This window comes from Bradyrhizobium sp. WBOS07 (genome assembly GCF_024585165.1).
GTDB classification, from domain to species: domain Bacteria; phylum Pseudomonadota; class Alphaproteobacteria; order Rhizobiales; family Xanthobacteraceae; genus Bradyrhizobium; species Bradyrhizobium japonicum_B.
This window is the reverse complement of record NZ_CP029008.1, coordinates 164,862-181,375: the sequence shown is the minus strand read 5'-3', so window position 1 is coordinate 181,375 and position 16,514 is coordinate 164,862. Positions and strand designations below refer to the sequence as shown.

18 protein-coding genes are annotated in these 16,514 nt (G+C 66.5%); 11 read left to right on the top strand and 7 right to left on the bottom strand.

Annotated features, from left to right (window positions below; genetic code table 11):
* Nucleotides 1-151 precede the first annotated feature (151 nt).
* From DCM79_RS00820 to DCM79_RS00810, 3 genes are read left to right on the top strand one after another with little or no spacing between them, the layout of a single operon-like run.
* Nucleotides 152-850 (top strand): TetR/AcrR family transcriptional regulator, encoded by a 699-nt coding sequence (locus DCM79_RS00820; protein WP_257178094.1) that lies wholly within the window; start codon nucleotides 152-154, stop codon nucleotides 848-850.
* Nucleotides 828-1,379: a carboxymuconolactone decarboxylase family protein gene (locus tag DCM79_RS00815; protein ID WP_257178093.1), complete on the top strand. Its 552-nt coding sequence runs from the start codon at nucleotides 828-830 to the stop codon at nucleotides 1,377-1,379. The genes DCM79_RS00820 and DCM79_RS00815 overlap by 23 nt, the downstream gene beginning before the upstream one ends.
* Nucleotides 1,380-1,390: 11 nt before the next feature.
* Nucleotides 1,391-2,236 carry an SDR family NAD(P)-dependent oxidoreductase gene (locus tag DCM79_RS00810; protein ID WP_257178092.1) on the top strand — a complete coding sequence of 282 codons (846 nt, stop codon included), beginning with the start codon at nucleotides 1,391-1,393 and terminating at the stop codon, nucleotides 2,234-2,236.
* Between the two features lie 45 nt (nucleotides 2,237-2,281).
* Here DCM79_RS00810 and DCM79_RS00805 read toward each other — a convergent pair whose 3' ends face one another.
* The 4 genes from DCM79_RS00805 to DCM79_RS00790 are packed head-to-tail and all read right to left on the bottom strand — an operon-like array spanning nucleotide 2,282 to nucleotide 4,856.
* Complete coding sequence (locus DCM79_RS00805; protein WP_257178091.1) at nucleotides 2,282-2,821, bottom strand: DoxX family protein; 540 nt, start codon at nucleotides 2,819-2,821, stop codon at nucleotides 2,282-2,284.
* Complete coding sequence (locus DCM79_RS00800) at nucleotides 2,818-3,600, bottom strand: DNA-binding domain-containing protein (protein ID WP_257178090.1); 783 nt, start codon at nucleotides 3,598-3,600, stop codon at nucleotides 2,818-2,820. Before DCM79_RS00800 ends, DCM79_RS00805 begins: the two co-directional genes overlap by 4 nt.
* On the bottom strand, nucleotides 3,590-4,507 hold the full coding sequence (locus tag DCM79_RS00795) for a DUF692 domain-containing protein (protein WP_257178089.1): 918 nt from the start codon (nucleotides 4,505-4,507) through the stop codon (nucleotides 3,590-3,592). The genes DCM79_RS00800 and DCM79_RS00795 overlap by 11 nt, the downstream gene beginning before the upstream one ends.
* A gap of 43 nt (nucleotides 4,508-4,550) precedes the next feature.
* Nucleotides 4,551-4,856: a DUF2282 domain-containing protein gene (locus DCM79_RS00790; protein ID WP_257178088.1), complete on the bottom strand. Its 306-nt coding sequence runs from the start codon at nucleotides 4,854-4,856 to the stop codon at nucleotides 4,551-4,553.
* Nucleotides 4,857-5,168: 312 nt separating this feature from the next.
* Between DCM79_RS00790 and DCM79_RS00785 the strand changes: the two genes are divergently transcribed.
* The 7 genes from DCM79_RS00785 to DCM79_RS00755 all read left to right on the top strand — a co-directional run bounded on the left by DCM79_RS00785 (nucleotide 5,169) and on the right by DCM79_RS00755 (nucleotide 14,689).
* Nucleotides 5,169-7,265 carry an adenylate/guanylate cyclase domain-containing protein gene (locus DCM79_RS00785; protein ID WP_257178087.1) on the top strand — a complete coding sequence of 699 codons (2,097 nt, stop codon included), beginning with the start codon at nucleotides 5,169-5,171 and terminating at the stop codon, nucleotides 7,263-7,265.
* A 244-nt stretch (nucleotides 7,266-7,509) separates the two neighbouring features.
* Nucleotides 7,510-8,076, top strand: a complete 567-nt coding sequence (locus tag DCM79_RS00780) for a DUF2087 domain-containing protein (protein ID WP_257178086.1) — start codon at nucleotides 7,510-7,512, stop codon at nucleotides 8,074-8,076.
* A complete protein-coding gene (locus DCM79_RS00775) occupies nucleotides 8,073-9,005 on the top strand; it encodes an alpha/beta fold hydrolase (protein WP_257178085.1) in 933 nt (310 codons plus the stop codon). Before DCM79_RS00780 ends, DCM79_RS00775 begins: the two co-directional genes overlap by 4 nt.
* Nucleotides 9,002-9,586, top strand: coding sequence for a HutD family protein (locus tag DCM79_RS00770; protein ID WP_257178084.1), 585 nt, complete (start codon nucleotides 9,002-9,004; stop codon nucleotides 9,584-9,586). The genes DCM79_RS00775 and DCM79_RS00770 overlap by 4 nt, the downstream gene beginning before the upstream one ends.
* Before the next feature lie 114 nt (nucleotides 9,587-9,700).
* Nucleotides 9,701-10,891 (top strand): adenylate/guanylate cyclase domain-containing protein, encoded by a 1,191-nt coding sequence (locus tag DCM79_RS00765; RefSeq protein WP_257178083.1) that lies wholly within the window; start codon nucleotides 9,701-9,703, stop codon nucleotides 10,889-10,891.
* A 134-nt stretch (nucleotides 10,892-11,025) separates the two neighbouring features.
* Nucleotides 11,026-11,823: an adenylate/guanylate cyclase domain-containing protein gene (locus DCM79_RS00760; RefSeq protein ID WP_257178082.1), complete on the top strand. Its 798-nt coding sequence runs from the start codon at nucleotides 11,026-11,028 to the stop codon at nucleotides 11,821-11,823.
* A 190-nt stretch (nucleotides 11,824-12,013) separates the two neighbouring features.
* Nucleotides 12,014-14,689 (top strand): EAL domain-containing protein, encoded by a 2,676-nt coding sequence (locus DCM79_RS00755; protein WP_257178081.1) that lies wholly within the window; start codon nucleotides 12,014-12,016, stop codon nucleotides 14,687-14,689.
* Nucleotides 14,690-14,708: 19 nt separating this feature from the next.
* Here DCM79_RS00755 and DCM79_RS00750 read toward each other — a convergent pair whose 3' ends face one another.
* Nucleotides 14,709-14,984, bottom strand: a complete 276-nt coding sequence (locus tag DCM79_RS00750; protein ID WP_257178080.1) for a hypothetical protein — start codon at nucleotides 14,982-14,984, stop codon at nucleotides 14,709-14,711.
* A 356-nt stretch (nucleotides 14,985-15,340) separates the two neighbouring features.
* On the opposite strand from DCM79_RS00750, the gene DCM79_RS00745 reads away from it, so the two are divergent.
* On the top strand, nucleotides 15,341-15,553 hold the full coding sequence (locus tag DCM79_RS00745; protein ID WP_257178079.1) for a hypothetical protein: 213 nt from the start codon (nucleotides 15,341-15,343) through the stop codon (nucleotides 15,551-15,553).
* A 137-nt stretch (nucleotides 15,554-15,690) separates the two neighbouring features.
* On the opposite strand, the gene DCM79_RS00740 is transcribed toward DCM79_RS00745, so the two are convergent.
* Both DCM79_RS00740 and DCM79_RS00735 read right to left on the bottom strand, forming a co-directional pair.
* Entirely contained in the window at nucleotides 15,691-15,882 is a 192-nt protein-coding gene (locus DCM79_RS00740; protein ID WP_257178078.1) for a hypothetical protein, read from the bottom strand.
* Nucleotides 15,883-16,086: 204 nt separating this feature from the next.
* Entirely contained in the window at nucleotides 16,087-16,455 is a 369-nt protein-coding gene (locus DCM79_RS00735; RefSeq protein ID WP_257178077.1) for a rhodanese-like domain-containing protein, read from the bottom strand.
* Between the last annotated feature and the right edge of the window lie 59 nt (nucleotides 16,456-16,514).

Here is a 16,514-nt window from a genome sequence, read left to right as displayed (position 1 = left end):
TTCTTCCCCCAATTGCTCTCCGCTTATCGAGCGGAGTTGAATGTCCCGATCGTGCACGGCGCTTGCTGCGTCGTGCCGGTGATCGCTGAATGGAAAACGAACGATCGTTCGTACGGTTGACTAGCGAACGAGCGTTCGTTAGTCAAGCATTATGGCTGTCCACACCTCCAGCGCGGCGGATGCGGCCGCGCCCACGACGCGCGAGCGCATCCTCACCGAAGCGCTCAACCTGTTCGCGCAGAGCGGCTATGGCGGCGCTTCGATGCGCGAGCTCGCGCGTCGCGTCGGCATCCGCGAGAGCAGCCTCTACAATCATTTCCCCGGCAAGGCGGCGATCCTCGAAGCGATCGTCAGCGAGCATGGCCCGGCCAGCTCCGCGAGCCGGCTGGAGGAGCCGCGCTACAAGCAGCTCGCGCGCCAGCCTGCCGCGTTCTGCCGCCAGTTCGCGCTCGACCTGGTCGAGCAATGGTCGGACCCGCGCGAGCACCAGTTCCAGAAGGTCATCACCGCCGAGCGCAACCGCGTCCCCGGCATCCGCGCCAAGTTCGCCGATCACTTCTATGCGCGCGAAGAGAGCCTGATGACGGCCTATTTTCGCGGCTTCGCGCTGGCCGGCCTGGTGTCGACGCCGGATCCGCGCGAGACCGCGCGGCTGTTCGCGGCGGGCCTGATCTACATCCGTCTCGAGCATTACGTGATGGGCGCAGCCCCTTCGCCGCGGGCGAAGGTGCTCGAGGCGATCGACCGCTATCTCGAATTCTTCCTGTCGCTGATCGCGGCAGGGACCGGCGCCGACAACAAGAAGCGAAAGCCCAAGGGAGAGAACCGTGGCAAGGCTGCCTCTGATTGATCCTGAGACGACGCGCGGCGACATCCGCGCTTCGTTCGACCGCATGCCGGTCAAGCTCAACATCTTCCGCATGATGGCCCATGCCGAGGCCAACATGATTCCGGCGATGCGGCTCGGCAATTCGATCCTGCACAAGCAGAAGCTCTCGTCCATCAACCGCGAGCTTCTGATCCTCCAGGCCGCCCAGCTCGAGGGCGGCGCCTACGAATGGCGCCAGCACGTGCCGATCGCGCTCGGCGTCGGCTGCACGCAGGCCCAGGTCGATGCGGTGGAGCGCGGCGACTACGATGCTGCCGCGCTGAATGAGGCGGAGCGCGCCTTGCTGAAGTTCGGACGTGAAGTCGTCGAGAACGTCCGCGTGCCCGAGGCGATCTTTGCCGCCGCGCGACAACAGTTCAGCGACCAGGAGATCGTGGAGTCCATCGTCGCGCTCGGCTTCTACATGATGATGGCGCGCCTGACTGAAGCGACCGAAACCGATCTCGATCCCGCCGCCGGCATGGCGGTCTATGACGGCGGCAAGAAATAGGGCGGCTGGGGATGGCGGAGACCGAGAGCAAGCCGGAGCGCTTTGTCCGTCCGCCGAGCGCGGAATCGCTGGGCGAAGCGCCGGGCAGGGGGCGACTGAAAGGCCGCCATATCCTCATCGTCGGCGGCGGCCAGCGCGTGTTCGATGCGGCCACAGATCCGATCGGCAACGGCCGCGCCATGAGCATCCTCTGCGCCCGCGAGGGCGCGAAGGTCGCGGTCGCCGATCTCAACCACGCCTCCGCGCAGCAGACCGTCGAGCGCATCACCGACGAAGGCGGCGAGGCCTTCGCCATTGCCGCCGACGTCACGCGTGAGACCGATGTCATCCGCATGATCGAAGAGGCGCATCGCGCCATGGGCGGCCTCGACGGCATGGTGCTGAACATCGGCACGTTCGGCAAGACCGGCCTCGATAACGTCAGCCCGGAAGAGTGGAACAGGATCTACGACGTCAATGTTCGCGGCCCCATGCTGTGCTGCCGCGCCGGCTTGCCGAAATTCGACGATGGCGGCGCCATCGTCTTCATCTCCTCGATCGCCGCGCTGAAGGCCGGATCGCAAATGGCGGTCTATGATTCGTCGAAAGCCGCGCTCGGCGGCCTGATGCGCAACATCGCCCATCTCGGCGCGCGCCGCGGCATTCGCGCCAATCTGGTCTATCCCGGCCTCGTCGACACCCCGAACGGCCGCGAAGCCGGCGCCGGCCGCCCCAATCGCGGCAAGGGCCACATTCCGTTCGGCCGCCAGGCCACGGCGTGGGAGGTCGCCTATGCCGTGCTGTTCTTCCTGTCCGACGAAAGCGTCTATGTCACCGCGCAAACGCTCGCGGTGGATAGCGGCCTGAGCGGGATGTGACTCAGTAGCCCGGATGGAGCGCAAGCGTAATCCGGGACCGGTGCTTCACCGCGCGAGTTGCCCCGGATTGCGCTGCGCTCCATCCGGGCTACGAATGCGGCAGATGAGGTGATCGAGCGAGATGTTTCCGGGTCCGTAGGCCATCAGCGCGAGCGCCATGGCGGCCCAGGTGAGGTGGATCGGCCAGCCGTCGGGCACCGTGAGCTCGACGATGATTGTCATGAACAGCAGCCCAAGCCCTGCGAACCGCGTGCCGAGCCCGAGCACAAGCAGGATCGGAAACATGATCTCGCCGCAGCCCGACAGGAATGCCATCAGGGTCGGCGCCGGAAAGTGGTAAGTCCCGCCCGGTAGGTGCAGCATGAACTCATCGCTGAACAGCGTCACGGCGGTGTCATTCAGCCTGAGGAAGCCGTCCCATTTGAGCATCCCCGAGCGCCAGAACGGCACCGCCAGCGCGAGGCGCAGCACGAGCAGGACGAGCGAGGGGACGGCGATCGCCTGCACCAGCTGGTTGGCCTTGTCGACGAGCAGCCAGGGCGACGGCAGGCCGCCGCCGGTTGCCATGCGTTGGTCCGTGATCATGGTGCGTCTCCAGCAGCAAGCGAGGTGAAGGCGCCGGCCTCGATCAGGCCGGCGATGTTCGAGGCAAGGTCGAAGTCGGGCGATGCCTCCAGGGCCGCCGCGGCAGCTTCGCCGAGCGGTTGGCCGGATGCGAGGCAGGCGGCAAAGACGGCGCCGGCGGGTGGAAGGTGCCGCACCGCGACCTCGAATTCGGGCCGTGTGATCAGCGCGTCCTCCGGCCTGGACGCATCGATGCGCGCGGGGGGAGCGCTGCCACGATTGGCGGCGAAAATCGTCACCGCGGCGTATGGCGAACGAACGATCCGCATCGCCGGGTGCGGGATGAAGACGGCGTCCGCCAGACGTTCCGGGTCGATCGCGGACAGCCGGGCCGGGGACAGCGGTGCGGCGTCGCCGGCATGATAGGCATCGAGCCAGGCCCGTTCGATGCGGGCGACATCGGCGAGCCAGGGCATATCCTGCGCATGCTCATAGGCTTCGATGAACCCGGGAAATTCGCGGCCATACTCGAACAGCAGCGGCGAGGCCGGCGGATGGCTGCGGACATGGAAGCGCGCCATGGCGCGGAAGAAGTCGGCCCCGGTGATGCGCTGCACCGCCGGATAGACCGCGGCCAGCGCTTCGATCAGGCTGACGGTAACGTTGTTGCGGTAGACGTCGTAGCGCCGGCCGGCGGCCTTGCCGTTCGGGCCGGTCACGATTTCAGGCGTGCTGCGTGCAGGATCCAGCAGCGCCGGCGCGAACGCAGCAGCAAAGGACAAGCCGGCTTCAGGCCGCATGACGCTCTCCTGCCATCGCGGCGGACTGATGACGGTCGAGGATCGCCTGGGCGGCAGCGGCTTCCGCCTGCAGCACCGGCCAGTCCGGAATCTTGCTGTCCCATTCGATCAGCGTCGGCACCGCGCCGCGGCGCTGGATCACGATCTCGTAGAGTTTCCAGACGGCATCCGCGACCGGTCCGTCGTGGCTGTCGATCAACAGCAGATCGCCTTCGTCGTCGGCCTGCTCGGCATGGCCCGCAAGATGAATTTCCTGGACGTGCGACAGCGGGAAATCCGCGAGATAGTCGAGCGCCGAAGTGCCGTGATTGGTGGCGGAGACGAACACGTTGTTGACGTCGAGCAGCAGCCCGCAGCCGGTGCGCTCTGCAATTGCGCGAATGAACTCGGTCTCGCGCATCGAGGATTCGCGGAAGGCGATGTAGGTCGACGGGTTTTCCAGCAGCAGCGGGCGGCGGATCGCCTCCTGCACCTGGTCGATGTGGTCGCAGACGCAAGCCAGCGTCGCTTCGGTGTAGGGCAGCGGCAACAGATCGTTGAAGAAGCTGGCCTCATGCGTCGACCACGCCAGATGCTCGGACACCAGCGCCGGCTGATAGCGCGCGACCAGGCTGCGGAAGCGCGCCAGATGCGCATTGTCGAGCGGCCGTGGCCCGCCGATCGACATGCAGACGCCATGCAGGGACAGCGGATGGTCGCGGCGGATCGCCTCCAGCGCGCGATGCGGTGGGCCGCCATCGCCCATGTAGTTCTCGGCGTGGACTTCGAAGAAGCCACGCCGAGGTCCTGCCTCGAGGATATCAGGTAGATGCTCCGGCTTGAAGCTCGTCCCGGCAACGCCGCCGATGGGAATCGCGAAACGGAGCGGCATGGCTGCCGGTCGGGTCGACTTGATCGCCGTGCTCATCGTGCTGCTCCGTTCGTGCTTGCTGGCGACGTCGAGAAGGCCGCTAGACCGGCTTGAGCGAGCCCTTCTTGCCGCCCGGCAGCTCGATGCTGGTGCAGGTGCCGCCCTGCACGAATTTCCAGGCATTGCCTTGGTAGTCGACGGTCGAGGTGCCCTGGCAAGTCGTGCCCGGTCCCGCCGCGCAGTCGTTCTGGCCCTTCAGCGCGACGCCGAAGCACTTCTCTTTCTTGGCGGCGACGGCGGCCTCGGCCTCGGACTTGGTCAGCGGGCCGGCGGGGGCGAGGGTCGCGAGCGCGGTCGACATGGCGCCGGCGAGGACGAGCGAGGTGACGGCATGCTTGGCAGACATCGAGATTCTCCTGTTCGAGATGGCATCGCCTTGCGGGCGATGTGCGCGTGGTCTCCTTCGCTGCGCGCGCAGCCGACGTTACTTGCAGGCCGCTCACAAAGCCGTGAGACCGATTGGATCAAGCGCACCACCGGTGCGCTTGGCCGATATTAGCGGGCAAGCCTCCGCTCAAAGCCAATGCCTTGGCTCTATCGAGACGGTAGCCGCCGCGCATTGGCGGTCGGAGCTCGATCCTGTCAGACGTAACGGACGAGCGCCGGCGGCGTAGAACAAGGTCAGCGGCTCGGCGTGAACCGGCAGGCGAAGAGGGCGATGAAGGTTGATCCCGAACGACGGCTGCGTGCGATCGCAGGGCTGACGATCAGCATCCGCCTCGCGGTGTCCGCGCTGGTGCTGGCTGCGATCCTGCTGACGGCCGCGCTCTCCAGCCTGCTCTGGTGGCGCACGGCCGAGGCGACCAGCCGGCAGCTTGCCTCGACCATCAACGAGCAGATCGTGGCGGCGGTGCGCAAGGAGGTCTCGGCCATCGTCGACGAGGCGCGCGCCGCGCACACCGCGATCCGCACCCTGTTCCTGCAGAACGTGCTCGACACCCGCGAGGCCGACAAGCGCGAGTTCGTGTTCCTGTCGCAATTGCAGTCGCAGGCGACGATTTCCTGGGTCGCTTTCGGCTGGCCCGACGGCTCCTTCTTCGCCGCGCACAAGCTCGGCGATCGTCGCCTGGAGATGATGGAGATCTCGCTGACCGACCATCCGGGCGAGCGCCGGGTCGATGAATATGACGTGGTGCCCGGCGACATCGAATTCGCCAACCGCCGCTTCGAGCCGACCTCGTTCCGCGTCGCCGATCAGGTCTGGTTCAAGGCCGGGCTCGACGCTGACGAACCGCAATGGTTCAGGGTGACGGAGCACGCGACTGGCGAGCGGCCCTCGATCGCGTTCGCGGGGCCGATCGACGTCTACCAGGAGCGGCAGGGCGTTCTGGCCGTCATCATCGAATATACGAGGCTCGCGCGCTTCCTGTCGCAGCTCGAGGTCGGGCGCACGGGGACTGCGTTCATCGTCGATGGCAGCGGCGAGCTGGTCGCGGCACCGGACAAGGACGCCGACGAGCTCCATCCGGCGCGTGGCGACACCACGTTGCTGCCGCTGGCGCGCGCAGCGCTCGACAAGGCAGGGGAGGCCGGCCGCAAGGAGGCGTGGCGGAGCCGGCTCATTTCGGGCGGCGCGGCCTACGAGGTTGCGCTGACGCCGCTGCCGTTTCCCGGCTGGTCGCTCGCCACCGTGATTCCGGAGGCCGAGTTTCTCGGGCCGGTCGAGACGACGCTGCGCCGCCTGATCCTCGGCCTTGCCGTCGGCGCCGTGCTCGCGGCGCTGGCCTCCGCGATGCTGGCGCGGTCCGTCATCGCCGCGCCGCTGTCGCGCGTCGTCGGCGAGCTTCGCCATGTCGAAGCCTTCGCGCTGGAGCAGGTGCGTCGCCATCCCTCGCGGCTCAAAGAGATCGCGAGCCTGTCCGGCGCCATCGCGGAGATGGCGTCCGGCCTGTCCGCCTTCCGCAAGTTCATTCCGGCCGATCTCGTCCGCGGCCTGCTGCGCCAGGGCGTCGAGGCGAGGCCCGGCGGCACGGTCCAGGAGCTCAGCGTGATGTTCATCGACATTGCCGGCTTCACCGGGCTGTCGGAGCGGCTCGGCGATCGCGTCGTGCCGCTGCTGTCGCGCTATCTCGACGTCACCTCGGAGATCATCGTCGCCAATGGCGGCACCATCGACAAGTTCATCGGCGACGCCGTGATGGCGTTCTGGGGAGCGCCGCAGCCGCAGGACGATCACGCCGCGCGATGCTGCCGCGCGGCGCTCGCCTGCCGCAAGGCCGTGGCAGAGTCCGGTCTGGTCGACGATCTCGGCCAGCCGCTTCAGATCCGGATCGGCATCAATTCGGGCCGCATGCTGGTCGGCAATATCGGCTCGGAGCTGCGGTTGAATTACACGGTGATCGGCGATGCCGTGAATGTCGCCAGCCGGCTCGAAGGCGCCAACAAAGCCTACGGCACGCACATCCTGATCGGCGAGACGACCGAACGCCTGGCGCGCGGCGCCGTCGTCACGCGAGAGGTCGACAGCATTGCGGTCTATGGCCGGGAGGAGGGTTTGTTGGTCCACGAGCTGATCGGGATCGTGGATGGAGAGGCCATCGACGCCGAGGCGGTCGGCTGGATCGCGGATTACGAGCGCGGCCTTGCCGCCTATCGCGCGCGGCGGTTCGCTGCTGCGCTGGCCGATTTCGAGGCCGTGTTGAAGCAGCGCCGCAACGATCGTCCCGCCGAGCTGATGCGGGACCGCTGTCGGCAGCTCGCATCGGCCGCGCCCGGCGCCGATTGGCGGGCCGTGGCAGCCTTGGCGACGAAATAGCGAGGTCGCAGTTCATGACGCTTGGCGCGTCAATCACGACATCCGCGCATGTCACATCAGGCTCTTGAGCCCGCCGGACGTCTATAGTATGGATTGCGTGGGTCTGCAGTTCACCCAGGCGTCACCGTCCCGCGAGGGAAGCTAAACCTGCAAGGCTCCATCGAACCGACACCAAACCTCGTGCCGCGTCGTAAGCCGGTGACCTCCGACAATCCTATCCGGATCGGCACTTTGAGGATTGGTCATGGCCAGAACTCCCATTGCCTTTGTTGCGGGCGACATCTCCGCGCTCGCGAAATCCGTGCGCGCCCAGCTTCTGCAGCGGACGTCGCCACCCGGGCACGTCGAGCTGCTCAACATTCTTGCGCGCGCGACGGGACATAAGAACTACCAACACTTCCGGGCAGCTATGGTCGGTAAGCCCGTGGACGATCGCAGTCCCGCGCCCCGAGCCGATACGGTCGATCTGAAGCGCGTGCAACGCGCGGCGCGCCATTTCGACGATCACGGCAGGCTGCTGCGTTGGCCGGCCCGCCACAATTTGCAGCAGCTGAGCCTCTGGGTGTTGTGGGCCGGCTTCCCGTCGCGGTGCAGCCTGGCCGAGGCGGACGTGAAGACGCTGTTGAATCGACAGCATGCTTTCGCCGACGATGCCTTGCTCCGCCGCGCGCTGTGCGATCACGGCCTGGTTTCCCGCACGGCCGATGGGCGAGCCTATCGCAGGATCGAGCGTCCGCCGCCGATGGAGGCGGCTGCGCTTTTGCGGCACCTCAAGGCCAGCGCACCCGGACAATCGGAAGCCGCGCCATGATCGCAAGTCCGGACGTATTGCCGCTCGCCGGGCCTGCTCCGGTTTGGGTGCAGACTTCCCGCGGGGCAGTCCAATGCGCAAGCGCAGGCGAGGGGCCGGCCATCCTGGCCATCCATGGCGGCATGGGTGGCCACGACCAGTCGTGGCTGCTGGCGCGCGCCCTCGCCACGACGCTCAGAGACAAGCGGGTGGTGGCCGTATCCCGCCCGGGCTATCTCGGCTCTCGCCTCGCACTCGGCGCGTCACCCAACGAACAGGCTGATCTCTATGGAGCGCTGCTCGACGCGCTCGGGATTGCGAGCGCGGCGGTCGTCGCGGTCTCCGCCGGCGGTCCCTCGGCGCTGCAATTCGCAGCCCGTCATCCTTCGCGGTGCCGCTCGCTCGTGCTGGTATCGGCCTGCACCGGACAATTGCAAACGCCGCCGGAGATAGCAGCGCGCCTGCGCCTGATGCGGCACCTGGCGCGCCTTCCCGGCCTGCCGCGCTTGCTGAAACGGCGGGCTGAACGGAATCCGCAGGCCGGTGCCCGCCGCGCCATTCCCGATGACCCCATGCGCGAACGCACGCTTCGCCATCCCGAGGCCGGTCCGCTCCTGCGCGCCGTGCAGTCGAGCGTGTTCGAGCATCTGTCCGAGCGGCTGCCGGGGACCGTCAACGACATCGCGCAGTTTGCCGCGCTGGAACAGCTGCCCGCGGGATCGATCTCGGCGCCAACTCTGGTCGTGCATGGCCGCGCCGACAATGTCGTGCCGTTCGCACATGCCGAGAACGTCTGCCGGGCTATTCCTCGGGCGAAGCTGCTGGCGCTCCCCGACGGCGGCCACGTCGCGCTTTTCACGCATCTGGACGTCGTGCGCGAGGAGGCCGAGCTACTGCTCGAAGCGCGCGAACTCGCTCCGTCCCCTCATCGCCTCGAGGCTCTCCCATGAAGACGACATTGCTTACACCCGAAGACTACACCCGCTCACCGTGGAAGAACGGCGGCGGCATCTTCACCGACATTGCGGGCGCCTGGCGCACTGAGGCGGCGGCGAAGGATTGGAGCAGCCTGCTGTGGCGCTTTGCCAGCACGCCGATCGTGGCGTCCGGCCCGTTCTCGCACATGCCCGGGATCGACCGGCTGCAGATGGTCGTCGCTGGGCGAGGGCTGGTGCTGAAGTCGCCGACGCAGGAGTTCGACGAGCGTGAACCTTTTACGACGGTGCGCTTCACCGGCGAAATGGAGATCGTGACAGCGCTCGAAGAAGGTCCGGTCGAGGTCGTGAACCTGATGGCCCGGCGCGGCGCGGCGGAGATCGAGCTCGTGGCCGTCAGGGAGCCCGGCACGCGGCAGCTTGCCGCCGGCACGCATCTGGTCTACGCCGCGCGCGGCGATTGCCGCGTCAGCCTCGATGGCGCGGAATTTTCACTTTCGCACGAAGATACGCTGAAGGTGGAGCTCGCCGCGGCCTCGCAGCTCGCGCTCGTGTCCGGCCTGGCGGTGCTGGGCTCGGTCCGGCTTCTCGGATAGGCGGCATCGGTCCCGCAGCCCGTTGCGCATAATCCATGCAACTGGCCAGGTTGACGTGGCGAAGCCGGGCACGATATCTGCCCTGATGCAGGCCACGGCTATAAGGGGCAGGATATGGACGCACCGACCAACAATGCCCCGACGCTATCGGACGGTGTCATCGACTGGCTGACCAACGGTACGCGCGACGAGCGTTTCATCGACGACATCTTCGCGCAGATGTGCATCCGGCTGCAGCAGGCCGGCATTCCGCTCAAGCGGGCGACGCTTCACGTCCAGATCAATCATCCGCAATGGCTCGGCGCCCGCATGACTTGGTCCGACGGGATGAAAGGGGCCGAGATCGCGCGGGTCGATTACGACGTTCGCGAGCGGTCCGAGTATATCGGAAGTCCTGCCAACGAGATTCATGAGGGAGCGGACGAGCTGCGCGAGAATCTCGAGCGCGATCCCTCGCTCGGCCGCAAGCACGCCCTCTATGACGAGATGCGCGCCAACGGCCTGACCGACTACGTCGCCTGGCCGCTGTACCACACGCTGGGCAAGCGGCACATCGTCACCTTCGCGACCGGCCGGCGAGGCGGTTTCGATCCGGCGCATATCGCCGCCCTCAAAAAGCTCCTGCCGGTGCTGGCGCTGGTCAGCGAGATCCGCATCAAGAACCGCCTGGCGCGAACCCTGCTGGAGACCTATGTCGGCTCCCATGCCGGCGAGCTCATCCTGGCCGGCGCCATAAGGCGCGGCACCGGCACGACGGTGCGCGCCGCGATCATGATCTGCGACCTCAGGGATTTCACCAAGATTTCCGACAATTGGCCGCGCGACGACGTCATCGACCTGCTCAACGATTATTTCGACGCGATGTCGGAGCCGATCGCGCGGCACGGCGGCGAGATCCTGAAATTCATCGGCGACGGCCTGCTCGCCATCTTTCCGCTTCAGGATCCCAACGCCTGCGCAAACCTGCTCCATGCCGTCACTGAGGCCCGTCAGGCCATGATCGCCCTGAACGAGCGGAACAACGCGACCGGCCGTGCGCCGCTGAACTACGGCATCGGCGTTCACGTCGGCGACGTCATGTACGGCAATATCGGATCGGCCAGCCGGCTCGACTTCACCGTGATCGGCCCCGCCGTCAACATGGCCTCGCGCTTGGAAGCGCTGACCAAGCAATTGGGACGCAAGGTGCTGCTGTCGCGCGATTTTGCGGAGCTGGTGCAGCCGAAATTCGAGCTGGAGCATGTCGGCAAGCACGAGGTGCGCGGCTTCAGCGATCCGATCGAGCTGTTTGCATATCATGGCTGAAGCGGCCATTCCGGGCGATGGACGCCGCGGGCCGAAGCCGGGCTTCCGAGCCGAGGCTCGTCTGTTGCAAACGCGGGAGTGTGCAACTACGCTTCACCGCGACCAGTCCATGGTCCCCGCGATCAGCTGCACACATGCCCAAATTCCTTCGCATCGGAGTCCATCAGTCGAACGTATCGGGGTACACGTCGAAGGCGTGGTGCGTCCGGCGGGTTGGTTCGGCCGTGTTCCTGAAGTGGGGCGCCGTGGAGGTTCATGGTGCGGGCGATGGGCGAAGGGTCTACTGGGCGCGGCTGCCGCAGGAGAAGACGGTTCGCTGCGGCACGGCGCAGCGCGCCCAGGATTACGCAAAGGCCGCGATCGCCCGGCGCCGCAATCATCGCTATGAGCCGCTGACTGGGCCGATTGCGCCCCGGCGCCGGTCGGCCGAGCGCAGTGCCGAGCTCAAGCAAGCGCGGGCCACGATCCTGATCGTCGACATCGTCGGCTCGACTGCAAAAGCCGCGAAGCTCGGCGATGCGCGCTGGACCAAGATCATGGGCCATTATTACGCCGCGGTCCGCAAGGAGCTGAAGACGTGTGGCGGCAAGGAAGTCGTGACGACGGGCGACGGCGTCTTGGCCACGTTCAGGAAACCAGACGGCGGCATCGCCTGCGCGGCTGCGATTCGGAAAGCCATGCGCACGCTGGGCCTCGAGATCCGGATCGGCTTGCACGCCGGCGAATACACCATCAGCGCCGGCGAGATGGTCGGCCTCGCCTTTCACATCTGCACCCGCGTCGCGGCGAAGGCGCGCCCCGGCGAGGTGTTGGTGTCGAGCGCGGTCAGAGAGCTGATGAAGACCCAGCCTGCGATCAGCCTGAAGGATCACGGCGTGCACCGTCTCAAGGGCGTGCCGGAACGATGGAGGCTGTGGCGGGTCGCGGGGTGAGGGCCGCGGTCACCTCATCTGCACCACGACCTTTTAAGATGGGCAAGCGCCGCGATGTTCCCGGCTGGGAACAGCGGCGGTTCCTTGTATCCAGCGATTGCGGCAGTCGCGTTAAGGGCAAAGACACCAAGCGCCTTTACGGGTCCTTCGCCCCTCTGTCCTAGCGTTTGACGTGGCTGGGACAATCTCGATGGGTTTCTTCGCGCGGCTTCGCGACGCTTTCGCGATCGGTGATACGACCGATCCGCTCGGCCGTTCGCTGCTGGTCGAGCAGTTCCGCGTGCTCCGCAAGCAGGTGCCGGTTCTCTATGCCGCACTTCTGGTCAACAGCATCAGCGTAGGGCTGCTCCTTCCGAACACGGTGTCGGCATGGCTGCGATTTGCCTTGCCGGCCGCGCTCCTGGTGGCCTGTCTGTTTCGGTTGGTGCAGTGGCTGCGGCTGAAGAAGGAGGACTTCACCGCCGAGGAGGCTTACCGAGAGCTCGTAAGGGTTCGTCTCGCCACCGTGGTGATCAGCTCCAGCTTCGTGATCTGGATCCTGGCGCTGTTCATGGTGGTCGATCCCGGCCTGCGTGTGTCGGTCTCCCTGCTGCTCTTCATGGGTTGCGTCGGGACTGCCTATTGCCTCGGCAGCTTCCCGCCGTCGTCCCGGCTGACGATGTTGATTGCCGGTGCACCGATCGCGACGCTCCTGCTGCTGTCCGGCGACGGGATGCTGATCTCGGTCGGGATCAATCTGCTGGCGCTGCTCGTCCTGCTCGCCCGGATGATCAACACCAATTTCCGCTCCTTCGTGAAGCTGGTCGAGACTCTTGCACGGCTGTCCGAGGAAGGCGATCGCGCCCTGGCCGCCAAGCAGACCGCGACCGCCTTCGCGGAGCGCTTCGACCGGGCGCTCAATAACATGTCCCAGGGGCTCTGCTTCTTCGATGCCGATCAGCGCCTGATCGTCTGCAACCGGCAATACCTCGAGATCTACGATCTCGATCCGAAACTGGTTCGGCCGGGCATGAAGCTGAGCGAGATCGTCGATCTCCGCTATTCGGCCGGCAGCGCCCCGAGGATGTCCAAGCAGGATTATCTGGTCTGGCGCAACAGCGCTCCGGTGATCGCCGAGAACTCCGATACGACCGTGGAGCTGACCAACGGCAGGATCGTGCGGATCCGGCATCGCCCTGAGGGAAAAGGCTGGGTCGCAACCCACGAGGACATCACGGAGCGCCATCGCACCGAGAGGGCCCTCGCGGAAGCGGAAGCCTCCTTCCGCCTGCTGTTCGAAGAGAACCCGCTTCCGATGTGGGTGGTCGATGCGAAGACACATCGGCTCATCGCCGTAAATGGTGCGATGTGCAGGCACTACGGCTATTCCCGGCAGGATCTCCTCGCCATGTCCGAGCATCAGCTCGCCCATGCGGAGCAGCAGGCGACAGCCGAACGCGACTGCGAGTTGCACAGGACGGCCGACGGCGAGGTGATCGAGGTCGTGATCGAATCCCGGCCGCTGGTCTATGACGGGCAGTCCGCCCATGTCTGCGTCGGCTTCGACGTGACGGAGCGGAACAAGGCCCAGCAGAGGGCGAGCTATCTCGCCGGTCACGACGCGCTCACGGAGCTGCCCAACAGGGCCGCCCTGGGCCAGCATCTCTCCGCCGCGATCGAACGCGCCGAGGTCGCCGATGGCGCCTTCGCCGTGCTCTGCATCGATCTCGACCACTTCAAGGCGATCAACGACCGCTTCGGTCACGCCGTCGGCGACGCCGTGCTGCGCGAGGCCGCAAGACGCCTGCAGGTTGTTTCGCAAGGATCCTACGTCGCGCGCGTCGGTGGCGACGAATTCATCGGCATCATCGATGAAGCGCCGCTGCCGGCAACCGCGGAGCTGCTCGCCACCAGGATGCGGGCACAGTTCGAGCAGCCGGTCGAGGTCGACGGCCATGCCCTGAAGATCGATCTCTGCGTCGGCGTCGCGCTGTATCCGAGAGATGCCGGCGATTCCGTTGCGCTGCTGGCGAATGCGGATGCCGCGCTCTATCGCGCCAAGCACGAGGGCAGGGGAGCCGTCCGCCTGTTCACCAGCGCAATGGACCAGCAATTGCGGAACCGCCGCGAGCTCGAGCACGATTTGCAGGCCGCCGTGGAGCGGGGCGAGCTCTATCTGGAGTACCAGCCGCAGCAGCATCGCGATGGCACGCTGATGGGCTACGAGGCGCTCGTGCGTTGGCGGCATCCGGTGCGCGGCATCATCCCGCCGGGCGAGTTCATTCCGATCGCGGAGCGAAGCGGCTCCATTGCGCAGATCGACGATTGGGTCCTGATGGAGGCGTGCAGGGAAGCGGCGTCGTGGGACGAGCCGATGCGGGTGGCCGTCAACGTCTCGGCGGCGCAGTTCCGCCGGGAAAACCTCGACCGGCAGGTCCGCCGGTCGCTGCGCGACAGCGGGCTTCCGGCCGCGCGCCTCGAGCTCGAAATCACCGAAGGCGTCCTGATCGAGGACATGCAGCGCGCCAAGAGGACGATGCAGTCGCTCAAGGCGCTCGGCATCCTGATCGCACTCGACGATTTCGGAACGGGATATTCGTCGCTGTCATATCTCGAAGCGTTTCCGCTGGACCGCATCAAGATCGACCGCTCCTTCGTCGCCTCGCTCGGCCAGAGCGATCGCTCGCTCGCCATCGTCCGGGCCGTGATCGGCCTCGCTCATGGGCTCGGGGTGCCGGTCCTTGCCGAAGGCATCGAGACGGAGGAACAGATGTCGCTGCTGATGCAGGAAGGCTGCGACGAGATGCAGGGATATTTGATCGGGCGGCCGCGGAGCCTCGTGTCCTCCCGGCCGAGCAAGAAGGCCTCAAGGCGCGCGGCTTCCTGACCGGCGGAGGCAGCGCGCTCTAGCCGGCCGGATCGGCCCGATCGCATTTCGGGCATCGCCCGTCCGCGGCGATCGCGAGTTGCCGGCCGATTTCTTCCCTGAGCGCGTCCGCTTCGAAAGGCGTCCCGTCGCTCTTCAGGATTCGCTTGGCGCGTTCGTAGGCATGGCTCTCGGCGGCATCATCTCCGACGCGGATGATCACCTCGCCGTGGAACGGGCAGACCGTGGTCGCGCGCGTCGTCTCGAGCGCGTAGCGCACGGCCGCAGAGAGATCGTCGAGCTTCGCGGACATCATGGCTGCTCCCCTGATCGAGGCGGTCCCGATGGTGGCCTCTTGCCGGCGGCGGCATTGGGTGGCGGGCCGGCCGGGCGAAATCAATCAACCCCGGCTTCCGAAGAGCCGGCGAAGCCTCCCCTTGCGGAGCCGGCTCCCCGGTCGCGGACGCTTGCATCCTGTCTTGCGAAGCGGTGCCCGGAGTGCCTAGGAGTCCGGGCTCCGCTTCGTGCGGCACCGGAGCGACGGCGCGTCCGATGTCGTGCAGAGAATAGTAGTTGGCGGGCCCTTCGCATTGACCCATCGCAAACCTGGGAAAGGCCCGTAAGGAATCGTCCGCAATTTCGCCGGCTCGGGTTCGGGCGCATGAAGGAAGCATGCAGCGCCAGATTCTCTTCAGGTGCCCGCGCACCGGCATGAACGTCCAGCAACGGATCGACGACGAGCGGCCCGAGGGTCGCGCGCCGGCGGACAGCTATGTCCCGGTGAGGTGCCCGGCCTGCATGTCGCTGCATTTCGTCAACACCACCACCGGCCGGCTGCTGAACGAGCCGAACGGACAGCCTGGGTCCACGCCGCGTTCCGCCTGATCCGCCCCCGGCCGATTGCGCCTGCGAGGTTCCGAAGGATGGAGCGGCCGGTGGTTCGCCCGGCATGGCCTGCCGGCCTCAGCCGGCTTGAACCATAGCCTGGCGCGCGATCACAATTCGCATGGACCGCATCGCGCTCACGCCGACCAGCGGTCCTGCTCCTCCCGGTGCGCTTGCTCGTTGAGCCGCTCGGCCAATTCGTCGGCAATCTGCTCCGACTCGGCCGAGGCCACCGGCTCGCCCTTGTGCGTCCTGAGCTTGTCCTTGTCGGCTTCGAGCGGGAAGTCGTCGGGTGTCAGTTCGGTATCCTTGTCGGTAGGCTTGGTCATGGCGCGCCTCGCTGTGTGCCCCGGAACAACGCCAATGAGGGCTGATTGTTGCGGCCGGGATGAAGCGACCGCCAGCCGGGAATTTGAATGACCGGCCGGGAACCGGGTCTTCATCCTGAGGGCCTGCCAACGGCGGGCGTCTCGAAGGATGGCCACAGGCTAGATCGGCCCCATATGCGGTTGCCCTGCCCGGGCCGGGTCGAGCTATTTCTCGACGGCCCCGGTCCAGTCCTTGAAGCCGCCGACGTTATAGACCTTGTCGTACCCCATATCCTTCAACACCTTGCCGGCCAGCGCCGACCGGCCGCCGGATGCGCAGTACAGGATCACGGACTTGCTCTTGTCGAACGCCTTGTCGTGATAGGGCGATTCCGGGTCGGCCCGAAACTCCAGCATCCCGCGCGAGACATGCAGGGCGCCTTCGATCTTGCCGCTGGCGGCAACCTCCGGCGCATCGCGCACGTCGAGGACGAGGGTGTTGCCGCTCCTGATCATCTCGGCGGCCTGGTCGGAGGTGATCTTGGGCACCGCCGCGTTGGCGGCTTCGAGCATTTGCTTGACGCTGGTGGGCATGGGGGGGCTCCGCTGGTGGCTTCGGCGCGGAGGTTAGCACATTGGCTGCGCTTGTCTTT